We start from the raw sequence: 17614 nt of genomic DNA on the forward strand, positions 1-17614 counted from the left end.
TCCGCGAAGGGGAGGGATGTCCGCGATGGCAGAGGTGACGGTGACGGACCCGACGACGGACAGGGACGGCGACGAGCCGGTCGCGGTGGTCGGCATGGCCTGCCGGCTGCCGGGCGCACCGGACCCCTCCTCCTTCTGGCACCTGCTGCGCGAGGGCCGGGACGCGATCGGCGCCCCTCCCGCGGACCGGCACCCGGCGCCGCACGACACGGAACGCCCCGGGGGTTACCTCGACCGTGTCGACGGCTTCGACGCCGCCTTCTTCGGTGTCTCTCCTCGCGAGGCACTGGCCATGGACCCCCAGCAGCGACTGGCCCTCGAACTGGGCTGGGAAGCGCTGGAGGACGCCGGTATCGCCCCCGACTCCGTCGGAGGCACCCCCGCAGGCGTCTATGTCGGTGCGATCTCCGACGACTACGCCACCCTGCTGCGCCGGAACGGCCCACAAGGCATCACCCGGCACATGTTCACCGGCATCCAGCGAGGCGTCATCGCCAACCGGCTCTCCTACTCGCTGGGGCTGCGGGGGCCGAGCATGACGGTGGACTGCGGCCAGTCCTCTTCCCTGGTCGCAGTCCACCTGGCCGTCGACAGCCTGCGCAGGGGCGAGTCGCGTCTCGTGCTCGCGGGCGGCGTCCACCTGAACCTCGCCCTGGAGAGCACCCTCGCCGTAGAGCGCTTCGGCGGCCTCTCCGTCGACGCCCGCTGCTTCACCTTCGACTCCCGCGCGAACGGTTTCGTCCGCGGCGAGGGCGGCGCCCTCGTCGTCCTCAAACCCCTCTCCCGCGCACTGGCCGACGGCGACCGCGTCTATTGCGTCATCCGCGGCTCCGCCGTCAACCACGACGGCGCGGGCGAGGCCCTGGCGGTCCCGAACGCGGACGCCCAGCGCGAGGTGATCACCACGGCGCTCGGCGCGGCGGGCGTCCACCCCGACGAGGTGCAGTACGTCGAACTGCACGGCACGGGAACGCCGGTCGGCGATCCGATCGAAGCCCAGGCACTGGGCGCCGCCTTCGGCACCGGGTCCGCGAGGCCGGTCCCCCTGGCGGTCGGCTCGGCCAAGACGAACGTGGGCCACCTGGAGGGCGCGGCCGGCATCGTGGGCCTCGTCAAGGCCGCCCTCTCCCTCCACCACCGCCAACTCCCCGCCAGCCTCAACTTCGAGACCCCCAACCCCGCCATCCCGCTCGACCGCCTGCGCCTCCGGGTCCAGACCGAGACCGGCCAATGGCCCCGGAACGACCGGCCGTTGCTGGCCGGCGTCTCCTCGTTCGGAGTCGGCGGAACGAACGCCCACCTCGTCCTGGGCGAGGCCCCGCGCACAGCGGACGGCGGTACGACAGCACAGCCCGCCGGAGTGGTCCCGCTGACCGTGTCGGCGGGCAGCGCCGAAGCACTGGCCGCCTACGGCGCACGCCTCGCCGACCACCTGGAAGCGGACCCGAACCTCCAACTCAGCGACGTGGCACACACGTTGGCCACCACCCGCGCAATGCTGCCGTTCCGAGCGGTCGTGGTCTCCGAGGACCGGGCCGACGCACTGAACGGGCTGCGCTCACTGGCCGAGGGTCACTCCGCACCGCACGTCGTCACCAGCGCCGGACCGGTCACTCCGGCGCGACGCGGTCCGGTGTTCGTGTTCCCCGGCCAGGGCTCCCAATGGGCGCACATGGCCCACAGTCTCTACGCCGACAGCCCCGCCTTCCGCGAAGCCCTCGACGCCTGCGCGACCGCCCTCGACCCGCTCACCGGCTGGTCCCTCATCCACACCCTCACCGGAGACGACGAGACCTGGCTGCAACGGGTGGACATGGTCCAACCCGCCCTCTTCGCCATGATGACCAGCCTCGCCCGCCTCTGGATGTCCCACGGCATCCAACCCACCGCCGTCATCGGCCACTCACAAGGCGAAATCGCCGCCGCACACATCGCAGGCATCCTCAGCCTCGACGACGCCGCACACATCGTCACCGTCCGCTCCACCGCCATGCGCCACCTCTCCGGCCACGGCGGCATGGCCACCATCAGCAGGAGCGCCGAATGGGTAGAGGAACACGCGGGAGACCAGATCACGGTCGCCGCCCACAACTCCCCCACCACCACGGTCGTCAGCGGCACACCAGAAGCACTGGACCAACTCGCCGCCACATGCGAGCCGTTGGGCGTCCGCGTCCGCCGCGTCAACGTCGACTACGCCTCCCACTCACCACAGGTCGACGCCCACCACGACCGCATCACCACGGAACTCGCCGGCATCCACCCCCAACCGGCGACCCGCCCCATGATCTCCACCGTCACAGGTGAGCCGGTCCAGGGCCCCGAACTCGACGCCGACTACTGGTACTTCAACCTCCGTCAGCCGGTCCGCTTCCACCAAGCCCTCACCCACCTCATCGGAGCGGGCCACGACACCACCATCGAGGCGAGCCCGCACCCGGTCCTCACCCCGGCCATCGAGGAGACGGCGGAGGCAACAGGCGCACCCGTCAACGCACTTCACACGCTCCGCCGCAACACCGCCACGCACTTCGCCACGGTCCTCGCCCACGCGTACACCACGGGGACCGCCCCCACCTGGGCAACCGCGGGCCGCACGGTCTCGCTCCCCACCTACGCCTTCCAACGCCAGAGCTACTGGCCGCAGGTGACCGCCCAGGCGGGTCCCGCGGTCGCGACACCGGAGCCCGAGGACGACCACGACACGGCGGCTGCTCCGACGCCGGACCTGTCGACACTCCTGGACGTCGTACGGAGCGAATGCGCCCGAGTCCTGGGCCATGCCTCCGCCGCCGATGTGCCGGAGCATCTGCCGTTCAGGGAACTGGGCTTCGACTCGTTCGCCGGTGTCGAGCTGTGCAAGCGGCTCTCGGCGCTGCTCGGCCTCCGGGTGCCGGTCAACTCGACCTACAACCACCCGAGTCCGGCCGAGCTGGCCGTCTTCCTGCGCGACGAGTTGGCCGGTGTCCCGGAGGAGACCGCCGCAGTCGCCGGCAGGGCGAGGAGCGAGGACGACGATCCGATCGTGATCGTCGGCATGGCGTGCCGCTTCCCCGGTGGCGTCCGGACGCCGGACGACCTGTGGCGTCTGCTGGTCGAGGAACGGGACGCCATCGCGGACTTCCCCGAGGACCGCGGCTGGAACGTCGAGGAGTTGTACGACCCCGATCCGGCGCACCCCGGTACCTCGTATGTGCGCCGGGGCGGGTTCCTGGACGACGTGGCCGGTTTCGACGCCTCGCTGTTCGGCATCGCGCCCCGCGAGGCGCTCGCGATGGATCCGCATCAGCGGCTGCTGCTGGAGACGTCGTGGGAGGCCTTCGAACGGGCGGGCATCGACCCCGGCTCGCTGCGCGGCAGCCGTACGGGTGTGTTCGTCGGGACCAACGAGCAGGACTACGCGACCTACACGGCGCCGCAACAGGCCCAGGGGAGCGAGGGGTTCCTGCTCACCGGGCACGCGGCGAGCGTGGCGTCCGGGCGGCTGGCGTACGTCTTCGGCCTGGAGGGACCGGCGCTGACGATCGACACCGCCTGCTCGTCCTCGCTCGTCGCCCTGCATCTGGCCATGCAGTCGCTGCGAAACGGCGAGTGCGACCTCGCCGTGGCGGGTGGCGCGACGGTGATGTCGACGCCGGGCATGTTCCTGGAGTTCTCCCGGCAGGGTGGTCTGTCACCGGACGGCCGCTGCAAGGCCTTCGACGAGTCGGCGGACGGCACCGGTTGGTCCGAGGGTGTCGGAACGCTCCTGGTCGAGCGACTCTCCGACGCCCGCCGCCACGGCCACCCCGTCCTCGCCGTCGTCCGAGGCTCCGCCATCAACCAGGACGGCGCCTCCAACGGCCTCACCGCACCCAACGGCCGCAGCCAAACCCGCCTGATCCAACAAGCCCTGCAGAACGCCGGACTCACCCCCACCGACGTCGACACCGTCGAAGCACACGGCACCGGAACCCGCCTCGGCGACCCCATCGAAGCACAAGCACTCCTCGCCACCTACGGCCAACAACGCCCGACCGACCACCCATTGTGGCTCGGCTCGATCAAGTCCAACATCGGTCACACCCAGGCCGCCGCAGGCATCGCCGGTGTCATGAAGACGGTCCTCGCGCTGCGGCACGGCGTCCTGCCCCGCACGCTGCACGTCACCGAGGCGACCTCCCACGTGGACTGGTCCTCCGGAACGGTCCAACTCCTGGGCGAGACAAGGGAGTGGCCGGAGACGGACCGCGTCCGCCGTGCCGCCGTCTCCGCGTTCGGCATCAGCGGCACGAACGCCCACGTCATCCTTGAACAGGCCGAACAAGCCGAACAGGCCGCCCAGGTCGAGCAGCCCGCCGCGCACGAGGATCTGGTGCCGCCTTCCGGCACGGTCCCGCTGGTCGTGTCGGCCGGAAGCGCGGAGGCACTGGCGGCGACCGGTGCGCGGTTGGCCGAGTGGCTGGAGACCGAGGACGACCTTCGGCTCCTCGATGTCGCCCACGCCTTGGTGACCACCCGCGCGTCGCTGCCGCACCGGGCGGTCGTCGTCGCGGACGACCGGGACGGCGCGCTCGACGGACTTCGCGCCTTGGCCGAGGGCACCGGCCTCCCGCACGTGATGGCCAGTTCAGGACCGGTGACGAACAGCGGACGCGGTCCGGTGTTCGTGTTCCCCGGTCAGGGCTCCCAATGGGCAGGCATGGCCGGCGGCCTCTACGGCAGCAGCCCCGCGTTCCGCGAAGCGCTCGACGCCTGCGCCACCGCTCTCGACCCGCTCACCGGCTGGTCCCTCATCGCCGTCCTCACGGGTGACGACGATTCCTGGATGGACCGCGTCGACATGGTCCAGCCCGCGCTCTTCGCGGTGATGACCAGCCTGGCCCGGCTCTGGATGTCGGCCGGTGTGCAACCCGCCGCCGTCATCGGCCACTCCCAGGGCGAAGTAGCCGCCGCGCACATCGCCGGCATTCTCAGCCTCGACGACGCGGCCCGTATCGTCACGGTCCGCTCCACCGCCATGCGCCACCTCTCCGGCCACGGCGGCATGGCCACCGTCAGCAGGAGCGCCGAATGGGTCGAGGAGCACGCGGGCGACCAGATCACACTCGCCGCCCACAACTCCCCCACCACGACCGTCGTCAGCGGCACACCCGAAGCACTGGACGAACTCACCGCCGCATGGGAACCCCTGGGTGTACGCGTCCGCCGCGTCAACGTCGACTACGCCTCCCACTCACCCCAAGTCGACGCGCACCGCGACCACATCACCCCCGCGCTCACCGGGATCACCCCGCGGCCCGCCGTCATCCCGATGGTCTCCACTGTCACCGGTGAACCGGTCCAGGGCCCCGAACTCGACGCCGACTACTGGTACTTCAACCTCCGCCAACCGGTCCGCTTCCACCAAGCCCTCACCCACCTCCTCACCACCGGCCACCGCACCACCATCGAGGCGAGCCCGCACCCCGTCCTCACTCCGGCCATCGAAGAGACGGCGGAAGCAACCGACTCCGCGGTCAACGCCCTGCACACGCTCCGCCGCAACACACCCCCGCGGTTCGCCGCCGCCCTGGCCCAGGCCCACATCACCGGCACCACCCCCACCTGGACCACCCAACTCCCCGCCCCGCAAAGCCACATCCCTCTCCCCACCTATCCCTTCCAGCACCAGCGCTACTGGCTGGACCGTTCCGCGTCGGACGCCGCGGCGCGGCCGGGCGTCGAGGTTCGTGAACACCCCTTGCTGAGCACGTCCGTCGGGCTGGCGGACGGCGGTGTCGTCCTGACCGGCGGCCTGGACCGCTCCACGCCGGAGTGGGTGACGGATCACGCCGTCGCGGGCACGGTCCTGCTGCCGGGTACGGCCTTCGTCGAGATGGCGGTACGCGCCGGTGACGAGGTCGGGTGCGACACGGTGGAAGACCTCACCCTTCGGGCTCCTCTCGCGCTCTCCGGACCCGTGACCGTCCAGGTGACGGTGGAGGAACCGGGCGACACGGGCCGCCGCAGGCTCACCATCCACTCACACGCCACGCCCGACACGGCATGGACCTTGCACGCCGAGGGCGTCCTCACCACCCGTGACGGACAACCGGGCTCATACGAGGCGGAGTTGGCCGAGTGGCCGCCCACCGGCGCGCAACAGACCCCCATGGCCGGTCTCTACGACGAACTGGCAGCCCAGGGCTACGACTACGGGCCCGCCTTCCAGGGCGTACGAGCCCTCTGGCGTGACGGCGATGAGGTCCTCGCCGAGGCCGACCTTCCCGGTGAACTCGTCGAGGGGGCCGGTGCGTTCGTCCTGCACCCGGCACTGCTCGATGCCGCCCTGCACGCCGTCGCGGCGACGGGCCTGCTCCCCGCGACTCCCGGCATACGCCTGCCGTTCGCCTGGTCCGGCGTGCGTATGCACGCGGCCGGCGCGAGCACGCTGCGGGTCCGGCTGCGTCGTACGGGCGCGGACGCCGTGACGCTGACGGCGACGGACGCCACCGGCGCACCGATCGTCTCCGTCGACTCGCTCGCCCTGCTGCCCATCGCCCCCGAGCAGCTGCGCGCGGCCTCGCTCGACGCGCACCGCGATGCCCTTCTCACACTCCGCTGGGAGCAGTTGACGCCCGCGAGCGGAACGCAGGGCACCGCCGCCCACCCGGACCACTGGACGGCCGTCATCTCCCAGGCCGTGGAGATCGACGCCGTTCTCGCGGCCGTGCCCGCCGACGAGCCGTCCGCCGTACTCTTCGACGCCACCTCGGCCGACCTCCATCAGCCAAGGGACGTGACGCTGCGCGCCCTCGACGTCGTGCGGCGCTTCGTGGCCGAGCCCGCGCTGCGGAACTGCGTCCTTGTGGTGCGCACGTCCGGGGCCGTCTCGGCGCGGCCGGAGGACCGGGTGACCGCACCGGCGGACGCGGCGGTGTGGGGGTTGGTGCGTTCGGCGCAGAGCGAGCATCCCGGCAGGTTCGTCCTGGTCGATGTGCCGGACGGCGCGGAGTCGGCGGCGGCAGGCCTGTCGCCGGGGCTCCTGCTGGCGGCCGGTGAGCCGCAACTCGCCGTGCGAGAGGGCGTGTTGTTCGTGCCGCGGCTCGACAGGTACCGCCAGGAGAGCGGCGCGTCCGACGGCTTCGACCCGGATCGTACGGTGTTGATCACCGGTGGCACCGGGGCCCTGGGCACCCTCGTGGCCCGTCATCTCGTCGTCTCGCACGGAGTTCGGCACGTCCTGTTGCTCAGCCGGTCGGGGCCGGGATCGGCCCACGTGGCCGACCTCGTCGCGGAGTTGGCCGCCGAGGGCGCCGTCGTCGACGTACGGGCCTGTGATGTCGGTGATCGTGAGGCGTTGGCCGGAGTCATCGCCGATGTGCAGGCTTCGGGGCATCCGCTGGGTGCCGTCGTGCACGCGGCCGGGGTGCTGGAGGACGGCACGGTCGAGGGGCTGACCGAGCGGGCCGTGGCGGCGGTGTTGCGGCCGAAAGCCGAAGCCGCCCTGTATCTGCATGAGTTGACCGCGTCGCTCGACCTGTCGGCGTTCGTGATGTTCTCCTCGGTCGCCGGGGTGCTCGGGAACCCGGGGCAGGCCAACTACGCGGCGGCGAACGCCTGTCTCGACGCGCTGGCCGCCGTCCGCACCGGTCTCGGGCTGCCCGCGCTGTCGCTCGCGTGGGGGCTGTGGGACCAACCGACGGGGATGACGGGAGAGTTGGGCGGTCGGGATCTCGCGCGGATGCGGCGCAACGGGTTGTTGCCGTTGTCCGCGCAGGAGGGACTGGCGTTGCTGGACGCCGCTCTGGCCGCGCCGGCGGAGGTCTCGGCGCTGGTGCCGGCCCGTGTCGACGTCGGAGCGCTGACGCGCGCCGGGCGACCGGTGCCGCCGCTGTTGTCGCCGCTCGCGCCGCGTGTCGGACGCAGGTCGGCCGCGCGGGCCGTGGAGCCGGGCGGTGGTTCGCCGTCGGTGTTCGAGGAGCGGCTCGCCGGGTTGTCCCGGGACGAGCGGGAGCGGTTGCTGGTCGGCGTGGTCCGGGACGAGACCGCGCTGGTGCTCGGGCACACGCAGGGCGCGAGGCTCGATGTCGCCGCCGAGTTCCGGGAGTTGGGCGTGGACTCCCTGATGGCGGTGGAGGTGCGGAACCGGCTGGCCTCGGTCACCGGGCTCACGCTGCCGTCCACCGTCGTCTTCGACCACCCCACCCCGCAGGCGCTGGCCCGGTTGCTGCACGAGCGGCTGACGGGTGCGCTGTCCGCGCCCGAGCCGGTCGTGGTGGAGCGGGCCCCGGTGGACGAGCCCATCGCCGTGATCGGCATGGCCTGCCGGTATCCCGGTGGGGTCGAAGGGCCGCTGGATCTTTGGCAGTTGGTGCTGGACGAGCGTGAGGCGATCGGCGGGTTCCCGACCGACCGGGGCTGGGATCTGGACGCGTTGTTCGCGTCCGGCACCGGCGCGGGCGGAACCAGCGCCACCCGCAGCGGCGGCTTCCTGGCGGACGCGGCCGGCTTCGATCCGACGCTGTTCGGGATCTCGCCGCGCGAGGCACTCGCCATGGACCCGCAGCAGCGGCTGCTCCTCGAAGTGTCGTGGGAGGCGCTGGAGAACGCCGGAATCCCGGCCGAGGCGGTGCACGGTTCCCGGACCGGGGTGTTCGCCGGGCTGATGTACCACGACTACGGCACGGGGCTCGCGCAGGTACCGGAGGGCGTCGAGGGGTATCTGCTGACGGGTGGCGCGGGCAGTGTGGCCTCGGGGCGGATCGCCTACGCGCTGGGGCTGGAGGGGCCCGCGCTCACGGTCGACACCGCGTGCTCGTCCTCGCTGGTGGCGCTGCACCTCGCCGCGCAGTCGCTGCGCCGGGGCGAGTCCGATCTCGCTCTGGCGGGCGGGGTGACGGTGATGGTGGCGCCGGACACGTTCGTGGAGTTCTCGCGGCAGGGCGGGCTGGCGGTCGACGGCCGTTGCAAGTCGTTCGCCGAGGGGGCCGACGGCACCGGCTGGTCCGAGGGTGTGGGCATGCTGCTGGTGGAGCGGCTGTCGGACGCGCGGCGCAACGGGCACCAGGTGCTCGCCGTGGTCCGGGGCACCGCCGTCAACCAGGACGGCGCCTCGAACGGACTCACCGCGCCCAGCGGCCAGGCCCAGCAGCGCGTGATCCGCCAGGCGCTCGCCGACGCGGGGCTCACGCCGGACGACGTCGACGCCGTGGAAGGGCACGGGACCGGGACCGCGCTGGGGGATCCCATCGAGGCGCAGGCCCTGCTCGCCACGTACGGTCAACAGCGGTCCGTGGAGCGGCCGTTGTGGCTCGGGTCCGTCAAGTCGAACATCGGGCACACGCAGGCTGCCGCCGGTGTCGCGGGCCTCATCAAGATGATCATGGCGATGCGTGCGGGGGTGCTGCCGCGCAGCCTTCACTCCGCGACGCCCTCGTCCCACGTGGACTGGGTCTCCGGCGGGGTGGAGCTGCTGGATCGGGCTCGCGAGTGGCCGTCCCCGGAGCGAGTGCGGCGGGCCGCTGTGTCGTCCTTCGGGATCAGCGGGACCAACGCCCACGTCATCCTGGAGCAGGCCCCGAGCGGGGACGAGCCGATCGAGCGCGGGCCCGAACCGGCGGTCGTGCCCGTGCTGTTGTCGGCCGCAGGCGAGGACGCGCTGCGTGCCCAGGCGGCTCGGATCGCGGACACCCTGGACGACTCGGCCGATTCCGAGGTGCGGTTGGTTGATGTCGGCCGGTCGTTGGCCGACGGCCGGGCCCAACTGCCCAGGCGGGCGGCCGTGGTCGCCGAGGGGCGCGCGGAGGCGGTCGCCCGGCTGCGGGCGTTGGCCGAGGGACGGGCGGCGGCCGGGGTGCTGACCGGGCGGGCGGAGCCGGGCGGGCGGCTGGCCGTCGTCTTCAGCGGGCAGGGCAGCCAGCGGCTCGGCATGGGCCGCGCGCTGCACGCCACGCAGCCCGTGTTCGCGGCGGCCTTCGACGAGATCTGCGACCGCTTCGCACCGCACCTCCACCTTCCGCTCCAGGACGTCGTGTTCGGCGAGTCGGCCGAACTGCTCAACCGGACCGGGTACGCGCAGGCCGCCCTGTTCGCGATCGAGGTCGCCCTGTACCGGCTCGTGGAGCACTGGGGCGTGACGCCCGGCCTGCTGATCGGCCACTCCATCGGCGAGTTCGCGGCGGCGCACGTCGCCGGAGTGTGGACGCTGCCCGACGCCTGCGCCCTCGTGGCCGCGCGCGGCACACTGATGCAGGCCGTCGAGGCGGACGGTGCCATGGCCGCTCTCGCGGTCACCCCCGACGAACTCCGGTCCGTGCTCGCCCCGTACGGCGACCGGCTCGGCGTCGCCGCGGTCAACGGACCGTCCTCCGTGGTGATCTCGGGCGACCGGGACGCCGTCGAGGAGGTGACGCTGCGGTACGAGGCGGACGGGCGGCGCGTGCGGCGGCTGCGGGTCAGCCACGCCTTCCACTCCGCGCACATGGACACGATGCTGGAGGCCTTCGCCGAGGTCCTGGCGGGTGTCCCCTTCCACCCGCCGACCCTGCCGGTGGTCTCCAACGTAACCGGCGCCGTGGCCGACCCGGCGGACCTGTGCTCCCCGGCGTACTGGGTGCGCCATGTGCGCGAGGCCGTCCGGTTCGCCGACGGCGTCACCACCCTGCACGCCGAGGCCGCGACCGCCTACCTCGAACTCGGCCCGGCCGGCACCCTCACCGCCGCGGTCCGCGACAGTCTCCCGGACGACGCGCAGCCGGTGATCGTCTCGGCCTTGCGCCGCGACCGGCCGGAAGCGGCGACGTTCACCGAGGCCATGGCGGCTCTCCACCTGTCGGGCCTGCACGTCGGCTGGACGCCCGCCTTCGCGGGAACCGGTGCCCGCACGGTCGGCCTGCCCACCTACCCCTTCCAGCACAGCCGCTTCTGGCTCCAGGCGCCCGAGCGGACGGCACGCCGGGGGCGGTCCGATCGTCAGGTGGGCTGGGTGCCCGTGGCGGTTGGTGGCGCCACGGCCCGGCTCGACGGGCGCTGGCTCGTCGCCGTGCCCTCCGACGCGGACCGCGCCGACGCGCGGGTGACCGCGCTGGCCGCCGCGTTGGAACGGGCCGGAGCGGACGTCGCCATAGGCGAACTCGGCGCAGACTGCACTGAGTTGGCCGGGATCGCGGCGCCCGTCGCGCTCGCGGAGGACCCTGGGCTGTTCGCCGTCGAGGTGGCGCGGGCGGCTGCGACGGGGCCGAAGCTCTGGTTCGTGACCCAGGGTGCGGTGGACCCGGTCCTCGATCCGCGACAGGCGGCCGTATGGGGTCTCGGGCAGGTGATCTCCCTCGAACTGCCGGACCGGTGGGGCGGGTTGGTGGATCTCCCCGGTGTCCACGACGACGGCGATCTGGACGCCCTGTGCGCCGTGCTGGCCTCGGACGGTTCCGGGCCGGGCGCCGGCCGCGAGGACCAGGTCGCGGTCCGCGCCGGCCGGGTGCTCGGGCGGCGCGTGATACCCCTGTCCACCGACCTGGCGCCCGAACGCCCGTGGCGGCCCACCGGCACGGTGCTCGTCACCGGCGGGACCGGTGCGCTCGGCGCGCGGGTCGCCGGGTGGCTCGTGGACGGGGGCGCCGAGCACGTCGTACTGACGAGCCGTCGGGGTGAACATGCGCCAGGAGCGGCCGAGTTGGCGGATCGGCTGCGTGAGCGTGGTGCGCGGGTGTCCGTCGAGGCGTGCGACACGGCCGACCGGAGCGCTGTGGCCGAGGTGCTGCTGCGTCACCGTCCCCGTGCGGTGTTCCATGCGGCCGGCGTGTTCGAGGCGGGCCACGTCACGGGGTTGTCGGCGGCGGACTGGGCGACGGTGCTGTCCGCCAAGGCCGACGGCGCGCGTCATCTGGACGAGCTGACCCGGGAGTTGGGGCTCGGCCTCGACGCGTTCGTGCTGTTCTCGTCGATCGCCGGGGTGTGGGGCGGTACTGGGCAGGGTGCCTACGCCGCCGCGAACGCCGTCCTCGACGCGCTGGCCCTGCGTCGGCGTGCGGACGGGCTGGTCGGGACGTCGATCGCCTGGGGGCCGTGGGCGGGCGAAGGCATGGCGGCCGACGGCGAGTTGAGTGCCGCGCTGCGGCGCGGCGGGCTGGTCCCGTTGGCGCCGGAGGACGCTCTCGCCGCGCTGCGGGACGTGCTGGACCGGGACGAGACGTGCCGGATCGTCGTCGACGCGGACTGGGAACGCCTGTTGGCGGGGTTCGCGGCTGTGCGGCCCGGCCCCTTGTTCGAGCTGCTGCCGGAGGCGGCACGGTCGGTCGGAGGCGCGGCCCCGGACGCGGTGACGGACGAGGCCGGCGGTGCGTACGCGCGGCGGGTCGGCGGGTTGCCCCGGGCCGAGCAGGAACGGACGGTGCTCGGCCTGGTGCGCGACGTGGTCGCGGCGGCGCTCGGGCACGCCTCGGCAGAGGCACTGGACGTCGGGCAGACGTTCAAGACACTGGGCCTGGACTCGATGACGGCGGTCGAGGTCCGCAACCGGCTCACCGCGGCGACCGGACTGGCGCTGCCGACCACCGTGGTCTTCGACCGTCCGACGCCCCGGGATCTGGCGCGGTACGTCCGCGACCGCCTGGTCGGCGCCGCGTCCGCTGCCGCTCCGGTGGCGGCCGTGCGGCCCGCGACGGACGATCCGGTGGCGATCATCGGGATGGCCTGCCGTTATCCCGGCGGCACGACCGCCCCGGAGGACCTGTGGCGGCTGGTCACCGATGAGCGGGACGCCGTGTCCGACTTCCCCGAGGACCGGGGCTGGGACCTGGCCGCGCTGTACGACCCGGACCCGACCGCGACCGGGACGTCGTACTCCCGCGAGGGCGGTTTCCTCGACGACATCGCGGGGTTCGACGCGGGCCTGTTCGGGATCTCGCCGCGTGAGGCGCTCGCGATGGACCCGCATCAGCGACTGCTGCTGGAGACGTCGTGGGAGGCGTTCGAGCGGGCCGGTATCCCGCCGACGTCGTTGCGCGGGAGCAGTACGGGCGTGTTCGTCGGCGCGGGTGAGCAGGACTACGCGGGTGGGGTGACCGAGGCGCCCGAGGGTGTCGCCAACCATCTGCTGCTCGGGCACACGGCGAGTGTCCTGTCCGGCCGGGTCGCCTATGTGTACGGGCTGGAGGGGCCCACGCTGACGCTGGACACGGCGTGCTCGGCGGGGCTGGTGGCGCTGCATCTGGCGGTGCGGGCGCTGCGTTCGGGCGAGTGCGATCTCGCCCTGGCGGGTGGCGCGACGGTGATGTCGACGCCGGGCGGCTTCGTCGAGTTCAGCCGGCAGCAGGTGCTCGGGCGGACGGGGCGGTGCCGTTCCTACTCGGACGACGCGGACGGTTCGGCGTTCTCCGAGGGCATCGGCACCCTCGTGGTGGAGCGGTTGTCCGACGCGCGGCGCAACGGGCACCGGGTGCTGGCCGTGATCCGCGGCTCCGCGATCAACCAGGACGGCGCCTCGAACGGGCTGAGCGCGCCCAACGGGCGGTCCCAGCAACGCGTGATCCGCCAGGCCCTCGCCGACGCGGGACTCGCGCCCGACGAGGTCGACGCGGTGGAGGGCCACGGGACCGGGACGCCGCTCGGCGATCCCATCGAGGCCGAGGCCCTGCTCGCCACGTACGGTCAGGAACGGCCTGCCGAGCGGCCGTTGTGGCTCGGATCCATCAAGTCGAACATCGGGCACACCCAGGCCGCGGCCGGTATCGCCGGGGTCATCAAGATGGTGCAGGCGCTGGAGCACGGGGTGCTACCGCGGACCCTGCATCTCGACTCCCCTTCCTCGCATGTGAACTGGGCCTCGGGTGGTGTCGCGCTGCTGGACCGGGCACGCGCGTGGCCGGACGTGGACCGGCCCCGTCGTGCGGCCGTGTCCGCCTTCGGGATCAGCGGCACGAACGCGCACGTCATCCTGGAGCAGCCCGAACCCGTGGCGGAATCCGCCGAGTCGGAGCATTCGGGACCGGTCGTGCTGCCGTTGTCCGCGCACAGCGGTGCGGGTCTGCGGGGTCAGGCCGGGCGGCTGCGGGATCTGCTCATTGACTCCCCGGACCTCGAACTCCCTCTTCTCGGGAGGGCATTGGCCGCGAGCCGGGTGACGGAGCTGGAGCATCGGGCGGCCGTCGTCGCCGAGGACCGGGACGAGGCACTGGCCGCGCTCGTCGCCCTGGCCGAAGGGGCAGCGCATCCGGACCTGACGACGGGAGCCGGTGTGCCGGGTGCCGATCCCGTGCTGGTGTTCCCCGGGCAGGGCTCGCAGTGGCCCGGAATGGCGCTCGAACTCCTCGACTCCTCGACGGCGTTCGGGGACGCGCTGGCCGACTGCGACGCGGCGCTCGGTGAGTACGTCGACTGGTCCGTGCTCGACGTGCTGCACGAGCGGCCGGGTGCGCCGTCGATGGAACGGCTCGACGTGGTGCAGCCGTTGCTGTTCGCGGTGATGGTGGCGTTGGCCCGCACCTGGCAGGCGGCCGGGATCACCCCGGCGGCCGTGGTGGGGCACTCTCAGGGCGAAGTGGCCGCGGCCTGCGTCGCGGGCGCGCTGTCCCTGTCGGACGCGGCGCGGATCATCTGCCTGCGCAGCCGCACCATGCAGGAGGAGCTGTCCGGGCTCGGCGCCATGGCGTCGGTCGCGCAGCCGCAGGAGTGGGTCGCCGAGCGGCTGCGGCGCTGGGGCGGCCGGCTCAGCGTCGCCGCGGTCAACGGGCCGACGTCCGTGGTGGTGTCGGGCGAGGCCGCCGCCGTGGACGAGTTCCTGGCGGACGCCGAGGAGGCGGGTGTACGGGCCCGGCGGGTGAAGGGCGCGATCGCCGCCGGCCACTCGGCGCAGGTGGAGCTGGTGGAGGAGCGGGTTCGTGCGGAACTGGCGCCGGTCTCCCCCGGAGCCGGTGAGGTCCCGATCGTCTCGACGGTCACCGGCGAGGCGTGCGACGGGTCCGGGATGGACGCCGACTACTGGTACCGCAACATGCGGGAGCCGGTGCGATTCGACGCCGCCGTACGGGAGTTGCTGACGCGCGGGCACCGGGTCTTCATCGAGGTGAGCCCGCATCCGGTGCTGCTGACCGGGCTCCAGGAGACCGTGGAGGACGCGGGCACGTCGGCGTCCGTGCTCGGCACGCTGCGCCGGGGCGAGGGCGGCGCGCGACGCTTCGCGGCCTCGCTGGCGGCGGCGTACGTCGCCGGTGTGGACCTGCCGTGGCGGGACGCCTTGTACGCGGAGACCCCGGCCGCCTTCGTCGACCTGCCCACCTACGCCTTCCAGCATCAGCGGTACTGGCTCGACTCACCGCGTCAGTCGGCGTACTTGGCGACTCCGGCGAGCCGTCCGGCGGAAAGTGCGGGCACCATGGCCGACGAGGGTCAGCGGCGCTTCTGGGAGGCCGTCGAGAGCCGCGACTTCGACGCTCTGGCGAGCGAACTACCGCTGGTGAACGGCCAGTTGGCCTCGCTCCGTGACGTGCTGCCGGCGCTGGCCGACTGGCGGACGCGGTCACGGGAGGACGCGGCGCTCGACCGCTGGCGGCACCGGGTGGTGTGGGAGCGGGTAGCGACCCCCGGGCGTCCCGAACTCTCCGGCCGGTGGCTGGTGCTCGTGCCCGGGGATGCGACGGCGCAGGCTGTGGCCGACCCTGTGGAGGCCGCGTTGCGGGCGCACGGCGCCGAGGTCGGCCGGGTGGAGTTCTCGCCGGGTGCCGACCGGCGTGAGGTGGCCGAGGCGCTGCTCGCCCTTCGTGACGGGGACGAGGTTCCGGCCCCGGTGGGGGTGCTGTCCCTCACCGGACTGATGGAGGGGGCCGACGCCGGGTACGAGGCCGTACCGCGCGCGCTGGCGGCGACCCTGGGCGTGGTGCAGGCCCTCGTGGACACGGATGTCGCGGGCGATGCACCGCTGTGGGTGCTGACCCGGGGTGCGGTCGCGGCGGAGTCGGGCGATGCCGTGGACGCGGCCGAGCACGCCATGGTGTGGGGGCTCGGCGCGACGGTCCGGCAGGAGCATCCCGAGCGGTGGGGCGGGGTCGTCGATCTGCCAGGCGGGCGCGAACTCAGCCTCGATCCGAGGGCGTTGACCCGGCTCGTCGCGGTCCTCTCCGGCGTCACGGGCGAGGACGAGGTCGCGGTGCGCGCGTCGGCGACGCTCACCAGGCGGTTGGTGCCGGCGCCCGCCGACACCAGGACGCCCGAGGACGAGGCCGGCGGTGACGCCGGGGACTGGAAGCCGAGCGGCACGGTGCTCGTGACCGGCGGAACCGGCGCGCTCGGCGGACATGTGGCCCGGCATCTGGCCACCCTGGGCGCGCCCCACCTCCTCCTCGTCGGACGACGTGGGCCCGACGCGCCGGGTGCCGCCGAACTGGCCGCCGAAATAGGCGAGTCGGGGACGAAGGTCACCGTCGCCGCCTGCGACCTGGCCGACCGCGCGGCCTTGGAGCGCCTGCTCGGTGAGATCCCGGCGGAGTACCCGCTCACGGCCGTGGTGCACACGGCGGCTGCGGTCGACGACGCGCTCCTGGACTCCCTGACCGTGCCCCAACTCGACCGTGCGCTACGGGTGAAGGCGCTCGCCGCGAGGAACCTGGACGAGCTGACCCGGGACCTTCCGCTGGACCTGTTCGTCCTGTTCTCCTCGTTCGCCGGGGTCACCGCCGACGCCGGACAGGGCGGCTACGCGCCGGGCAACGCGTTCCTCGACGCGCTCGCCCTGCGCCGCCGGGCGCTCGGCCTGCCCGCGCTGTCCATCGGCTGGGGGCACTGGGCGGGCGGCAGCGGCCTGGAGGGCGGTGAGGTGATCGCGAACCGGCTGCACCGGTTCGCGATGGAATCGATGGCCTCGGACCGGGCGGTGCGCGCGCTGGACCGGGCGGTGCGTCTTGACGGCGGGCTCGGGCACATCGTGATCGCCGACATCGACTTCGAACGGCTCGACGCCGGGTCGATGGGCGCACGACCGACCCGGCTGTTCCTCGGACAGCACGGCTACCGGGGCGTGTTGGAGGCGGCGACGGACGCCGGAGCCGCCGACACGGGCGGCACCGACGACTCCGTGGCGCACTGGCGTGAGCAGGTCGCCGGAGCGACATCGGCCGAGCGGGCCGCGCTGGTGCAGGATCTGGTACTCCGTCAGCTTGCCGCCGTGCTGGGGCACTCGGACCCGGACGTCCTCTCCTCCACCCGGCTCTTTCGCGATCTGGGCATCGACTCGCTCACGGCGGTGGAGTTCCGCAACCGGCTCGGTACGGCCACCGGGCTGCGGCTGCCGGTCGGGGTGGTCTTCGACCATCCCACACCGGAGGCACTCGCCTCGTACGTCGGCGCGGAGCTGGCGTCGGACACGACCGCGTCGTCGGGGTCGGCCGATGGCACGGAGGCCGACGGTCAAGTGCCTTCTTTGGCTGCCGAGTTCGACCGCCTCGAAGCCGCGCTGGCTCGCCTCGACCGGGGCGACAGGAGCACCTCGGCGACGGTCGCGGGCCGGCTGCGGAAGCTGCTCGCCGGGTGGCCGGAGGAGTCCGTCCCGCCACCGGCCTCGGATTCCGCCGGGCTTGAGTCCGCGACGACGGCGGAGGAGGTCCTGGACTTCATCCAGGAGCGGTTCGGCGCCTAGGCACCGGGCCGACCGGCCGGAGAC

General features: G+C 73.2%; 1 protein-coding gene. It reads left to right on the forward strand.

All coding sequences use genetic code 11. The annotated features are described in order from the left end of the window. The first annotated feature begins 25 nt into the window (after positions 1–25). Positions 26–17590: a type I polyketide synthase gene (locus ACIPTO_RS21865; protein ID WP_401194688.1), complete on the forward strand. Its 17565-nt coding sequence runs from the start codon at positions 26–28 to the stop codon at positions 17588–17590. Positions 17591–17614 lie beyond the last annotated feature (24 nt).

Origin of the sequence: Streptomyces sp. NPDC090083 (assembly GCF_044747445.1) — a bacterium.
GTDB lineage: Bacteria > Actinomycetota > Actinomycetes > Streptomycetales > Streptomycetaceae > Streptomyces.